Below are 5,586 nucleotides of genomic sequence, written 5' to 3' on the forward strand. Positions count from 1 at the left end.
CGGCGCCGAGCGCCGCCTCGCGGGGGTCGGTGAGCAGGGAGACGGATCCGCCGGTCTCCGCGGCGCGCTTCTCAGCGGCGACGACCACATCCGGGCGGGGCGCGTACGCATCCGGCGCGGCGATGCGCACGTGCATTCCGGCGGTGACGCAGGCGAGCAGGTAGGAGTGCGCCATGTTGCTGCGGCCGTCGCCGTAGAACGACAGCGTGAGTCCCTTGAGCTCGCCCTTGTGCTCGCGGATCGTGAGCAGGTCGGCCAGCAGCTGGCAGGGGTGGAAGTCGTCCGAGAGCGCGTTGACGACGGGCACGCGCGTGCCGCGCGCCATCTCCTCGAGACCGGACTGCGCGTAGGTGCGCCACACGATCGCCGCCACCTGGCGCTCCAGCACGCGGGCCGTGTCGGACGGCGTCTCCTTGCCGCCGAGCTGGCTGTTGGCGGTGGAGATGATCAGCGGCGAGCCGCCGAGGTCAGCGATGCCGACGGCGAACGACACCCGGGTGCGGGTGGAGGACTTGTCGAAGATCACGGCCACCGTCTGCGGGCCGGCGAGGGCCTTGTTGGACCAGCGGTCCTTCTTCAGCTCGATCGCGAGGTCGAGCACCTCGCTCTGCTCGGCGGGGGTCAGGTCGTCATCGCGAAGCAGGTGGCGGGTCATGCGGGGGTCTCCATGGTCGGGTGTGCGGATGCGACGGCGTCGAGCGCCGCGCTGAAGAGGGTGAGGAACTCCGCCACCTCGGCGTCGCCGATCGTGTACGCGGGCGCGATGCGGATGATGTCCTCGGTGGGGGCGTTGATGATCAGGCCGCGTTCGTGGGCGGCCGCGCGCACCTCGGCTGCGACGGGCGCGGAGAGGCGGATGCCGATGAGCAGCCCCGCCCCGGTGGTGCCGGTCACGAACGGGAGGTCCGCGACCGCCGCACGCAGCTGAGCGCCACGGGCGTCGACGTTGTCCAGCAGACCGGTCTCCTCGATGAAGCCGAGCGTGGCGTTGGCCACCGCGGCGGCCAGCGGATTGCCGCCGAACGTCGAGTTGTGGGTGCCGGGGTAGAACAGCTCGCTGGCCGCGCCGAACGTGATGAGGGCGCTCAGCGGGAAGCCCGCGCCGATGCTCTTGGCCATCGTCACGGCATCCGGGACGATGCCCTCGCGCTGGAACGCGAACCACGCGCCGGTGCGCCCGGAACCGGTCTGCACCTCATCGAGGATGAGCAGCGCGTCGTGCTCGGTCGTCAGCTCCCTGGCTCGGGCGAGGAAGCCCTCGGGGAGTTCGACGACGCCCGCCTCGCCCTGGATGGGCTCGACGATCATGGCCGCCACTCCCCCGGCGGCGAACGCCGCCTCGAGGCTCTCGATCGAGCGCGAGACGGTCACCACGTCAGGGACGGCGGGCAGGAACGGGTCACGGTACGTCGCCTTGGGCGTGAGCGACAGCGCACCCATGGTGCGACCGTGGAACGCTCCCTCCACGACGATCATCTTCGTGCGGCCGGAGGGCTTGCCGTGCAGCCGGGCCAGCTTGAAGGCCATCTCGTTGGCCTCGCTGCCGGAGTTCGCGAGGAAGACCCTGCCGGCTGCGCCCGTGCCCGCCAGGCGCTTGAGCCGCGCGGCGAGCTCGAGCTGGCCGGGGCTGGCGAAGTAGTTCGACACGTGCGCGAGCGTCGCGGCCTGCTTCGAGACCGCTTCGACGAACACCGGGTGCGCCGTGCCGAGGCAGTTCACCGCGATGCCGCCGAGGAAGTCGAGATAGCGCTTCTCGTCGGCATCCCACAGCCAGGACCCCTCGCCGCGGGTCAGCAGCGCGAAGCGCCCGCCCAGGCTCATCAGATCGTGTGCTGCGTCCTCGCTCCAGTCGCTCATGCGACGACCTCCGTGCCGATGCCCTTGCTGGTGAACAGTTCGACGAGCACCGAGTGCGGCACCCGTCCGTCGATGATGGCGGCGGCGTCCACGCCGCCCTGCACGGCGTCCAGGCAGGCGCGCATCTTCGGGATCATCCCGGACTCCAGGGCCGGGAGCATCTCGGTGAGCGCCTCCGCGGTGATGTGCGAGACGAGCGAGTCGCGGTTCGGCCAGTCGGCGTACAGGCCAGCGACATCCGTCAGGATCACCAGCTTGCGGGCGCCGAGGGCGGTCGCGAGCGCCGCCGCAGCGGCATCCGCGTTCACGTTCAGCGACTGTCCGGGGTGATCCAGATCGGGCGCGATCGAGGAGACCACGGGAATCCGGCCGGCCGCGAGATGGTCGAGCACCGGCGTCGGGTCGACCTGCACCACGTCGCCGACGCGACCGAGATCCACCTCCTGGCCGTCGATGACCACGCCGCGACGGCGTCCGCCGAACAGGCCGGCGTCCTCGCCGCTCACGCCCGTGGAGATGGGACCGTGCGAGTTGATCTTGCCGACCAGCTGCGGGTTGACCTGCCCGGTGAGCACCATCCGCACGACGCTGATCGCCTCGGTGTTGGTGACGCGGTATCCGCCCTTGAACTCGCTGGGGATGTCGAGCCGGTCCAGCATCGTCGAGATCTGGGGGCCGCCGCCGTGCACGACCACGGGCTGCACGCCCACGTAGCGCAGGTAGGCGATGTCCTGCGCGAACGCGTCCTGCAGCTCATCGCTGACCATGGCGTTGCCGCCGTACTTGACCACGACGATCTGATCGCGGAACTTCTTCAGCCACGGCAGTGACTCGATGAGGGTGGCCGCCTTGTAGGCGGCCTCCTCGGGCGCGGTGTCCTGGAGCTGGGTCATGAGGCGTAGGCGCTGTTCTCGTGCACGTAGTCGTGGGTCAGGTCGTTGGTGAGGATCGTCGCGGTGGCGTCGCCCGCCTTCAGGTCGATCAGCAGGTGCGTGGCGCGCGGGGTCAGGTCGACCTCCTCGCGCGGACGGTCCGGTCCGCCGTCCGAGCAGACGCGGATGCCGTTCATCGTGACGTCCACGGCGTAGGGATCGAACTCCGCGCAGGTGGTGCCGATCGCGGCGAGCACGCGGCCCCAGTTCGGGTCGTTGCCGAAGATGGCCGCCTTGAACAGGTTGTTGCGCGCGACCGAGCGGCCGACCTCGACCGCGTCGGTCTCGGTGACGGCGTTCACGACCTCGATCGTGATGTCGTGGCTGGCGCCCTCGGCGTCGCCCTGCAGCTTCTGCGCGAGCTCCACGCACAGCTCGGCGAGCGCTGCGTCGAATTCGTCCAGGTCGGGACGGATGCCGCTGGCTCCGCTCACGAGCAGGGTCACCTGGTCGTTCGTGGACATGCAGCCGTCCGAGTCGAGCCGGTCGAAGCTGACGTTCGTCGCCCTGCGCAGCGCCGCGTCGGCCTCGGACGCCTCGAGATCGGCATCCGTGGTGATGACGACGAGCATGGTGGCGAGACCCGGAGCGAGCATGCCCGCGCCCTTCGCCATCGCCCCGATCGTCCAGCCGTCGCGCGTGACGACGGCCGTCTTCGAGACCGTGTCGGTGGTCATGATGGCCTCTGCGGCGATCGGGCCGCCGTCCACGGACAGCGCGGCGATGCCCTGCTCGACGCCGTCGAGCACCTTGCCGCGGAACACCTCGTCACCGGTGCCGATGAGGCCGGTGGAGCAGACCAGGATGTCTCCCGCGCTCACCTCGAGGAGCTCCGCCGCCTTCTCGGCGGTGAGGTGGCTGGTCTGGAAGCCGAATGCGCCGGTGAAGCAGTTGGCCCCGCCGGAGTTCAGCACGATCGCCTCGACCGTGCGGTCCGCGATGACCTGCTGCGACCACAGGATGGGGTTCGCCTTCGCGCGGTTGCTCGTGAAGACCGCCGCCCCCACCTTGCGGGGCCCGCGGTTGACGACCACGGCCACGTCCGGCTTGCCGGTGCTCTTCAGGCCGACGGCGACGCCGGCTGCTTCGAATCCCTGGGGCGCGGTGACGCTCACGGCGCTACTCCGTTCACGGTGAGGGCGCGGTCCTCGGGAAGGCCCAGCGCGAGGTTCATGGACTGCACGGCGGCGCCGGCGGTTCCCTTGACGAGGTTGTCGACCGCAGTCACGACGACCACCCGGTTCGCCGCGCGGTCGATGGCGATGCCCATCAGCGCGGTGTTGGCACCGAGCACGTCCGCGGTGCGCGGGAACTGGCCTTCGGGCAGCAGCTGTACGAAGGTCTCGTCGCCGTACGCGGATTCCCAGGCGTCGCGGATCTGCGCGTCGGTCGCGCCGTCGGCGATCGGCGCCGTGGACGTGGCGAGGATGCCGCGGGCCATCGGCACGATCACCGGGGTGAACGAGATGCGGATGCCGTCGGACGACGCATCTGAGGCCTCGGCGAGCGCCTGGCGGATCTCGGGGATGTGCCGGTGCGTACCGCCGACCGCATAGGGGTTGGCGGTGCCGAGCAGCTCGCTGCCGAGCAGGTGCGTCTTCAGGCTCTTTCCCGCGCCGGACGGTCCGACGGCGAGGACGGTGACGATGTCGGACGGATCGATGACGCCCGCCGCGACGCCGGGCGCGAGGCTGAGGCTCACGGTCGAGGCGTTGCAGCCGGGCGCCGCGATACGGGTCGCGCCGCGCAGCTTCTCGCGCTGCTTCCCGCCGCTCACGAGCAGCTCGGGGACGCCGTATGCCCACGGGTCGTGGAAGTCGCCGCCGTAGAACGCGTCCCACGCATCCTGCGAGGTGAGCCGGTGGTCGGCGCCCGCGTCGATCACGAGCGGGACCTCGCCCAGGGCATCCGTGTACTGACCCGACTGCCCGTGCGGCAGCGCCAGGAAGACGATGTCGTGCCCGGCGAGGATCTCGGGTGTGGTGTCCTGAAGGGTGAGATGCGCGAGCGAGCGCAGGTGCGGCTGGTGCTGCACGAGCGGCTGACCGGCGTTGGAGTGCGCGGTCACGGTGCGGATCTCGATGTCGGGATGCGCGGCGAGAAGCCGCAGGATCTCGCCTCCTGCATAGCCTGATGCGCCGGAGACGGCGACGGAGTACGTCATGGTTCTACCTTAACGGTCGAGTCGCGCCCGATGACGGGCATGACCCAGTGACAGTGGACCGGGGCGGCGACACCGGCTCCGGGCTCGAACCATCGCGGAACGGGCTGCGCGGGGTCGCCTAGAGTCGGCGGCCGGCGCGGCGTCGGCGCACAGGAGCGACACCCGGAAGGGGCGTCAGCGAGAGGTGTGCGGCCGAGGGCATGACGCGACAGTAGCGCCGATCGCGCAGCATCCGCAAATCCGCGGCGTCACACTCTCCGCCCGCCGCACGCTCCCCGCCCGCTCGGCTCAGCGCAGATCGAAGAACGCCCGCTCGTGCTGGGCCGCAGCGACGAACGCCCGGTGCATCCGTCGCCTGCGCGCCCCGTCGGCACCCGCGGCCGCCGCGACGACGTGGCCGATCGCCCGCTCGGTGGCGATCGCGAAGCCGGGGTCGGCGTATGTCGTCAGCCACGAGGCGTACGGATGCCGCGGATCGGTCGCGTATGCGCCGAAGTCGCCGGCGTGCAGCCGGCGCCCCAGATCCGTGTACAGCCAGAAGCACGGCAGGATCGCCGCGATCAGCACGGGGTAGTCGCCGGAGAACGCGGCGGCCCGGAGATGGTCGAGGTAGGCGGTGTTCACCGGGCTCGG

At 70.7% G+C, this 5,586-nt stretch carries 5 protein-coding genes and 1 pseudogene; all 6 read right to left on the reverse strand.

Annotated elements, in window-relative coordinates:
• Positions 1–655, reverse strand: a 655-nt coding sequence (locus BGN97_RS03055; RefSeq protein ID WP_292697940.1) for an ornithine carbamoyltransferase, incomplete at its 3' end; no start/stop codon positions are given.
• Entirely contained in the window at positions 652–1,857 is a 1,206-nt protein-coding gene (locus tag BGN97_RS03060) for an acetylornithine transaminase (protein WP_292697942.1), read from the reverse strand. The genes BGN97_RS03060 and BGN97_RS03055, both read right to left, overlap by 4 nt.
• Entirely contained in the window at positions 1,854–2,750 is an 897-nt protein-coding gene (gene argB / locus BGN97_RS03065) for an acetylglutamate kinase (protein ID WP_292697944.1), read from the reverse strand. The genes BGN97_RS03060 and argB overlap by 4 nt, the downstream gene beginning before the upstream one ends.
• Positions 2,747–3,904 carry a bifunctional glutamate N-acetyltransferase/amino-acid acetyltransferase ArgJ gene (argJ, locus tag BGN97_RS03070; RefSeq protein ID WP_292697946.1) on the reverse strand — a complete coding sequence of 386 codons (1,158 nt, stop codon included), beginning with the start codon at positions 3,902–3,904 and terminating at the stop codon, positions 2,747–2,749. The genes argB and argJ overlap by 4 nt, the downstream gene beginning before the upstream one ends.
• Complete coding sequence (gene argC, locus BGN97_RS03075) at positions 3,901–4,953, reverse strand: N-acetyl-gamma-glutamyl-phosphate reductase (RefSeq protein WP_292697948.1); 1,053 nt, start codon at positions 4,951–4,953, stop codon at positions 3,901–3,903. Before argC ends, argJ begins: the two co-directional genes overlap by 4 nt.
• Before the next feature lie 288 nt (positions 4,954–5,241).
• Positions 5,242–5,586 (reverse strand): annotated as a pseudogene (locus tag BGN97_RS03080) (thiamine-phosphate pyrophosphorylase); the annotation flags it as partial.

The sequence above is a fragment of the Microbacterium sp. 69-10 genome (assembly GCF_001897945.1).
GTDB lineage: Bacteria > Actinomycetota > Actinomycetes > Actinomycetales > Microbacteriaceae > Microbacterium.

Excerpts from the sequence above, each read along its gene's own strand:
- BGN97_RS03060 (WP_292697942.1), bottom strand. The coding sequence starts at position 1,857 with ATGAGCGACTGGAGCGAGGACGCAGCACACGATCTGATGAGCCTGGGC.
- argC (WP_292697948.1), bottom strand. The coding sequence starts at position 4,953 with ATGACGTACTCCGTCGCCGTCTCCGGCGCATCAGGCTATGCAGGAGGC.
- argB (WP_292697944.1), bottom strand. The coding sequence starts at position 2,750 with ATGACCCAGCTCCAGGACACCGCGCCCGAGGAGGCCGCCTACAAGGCG.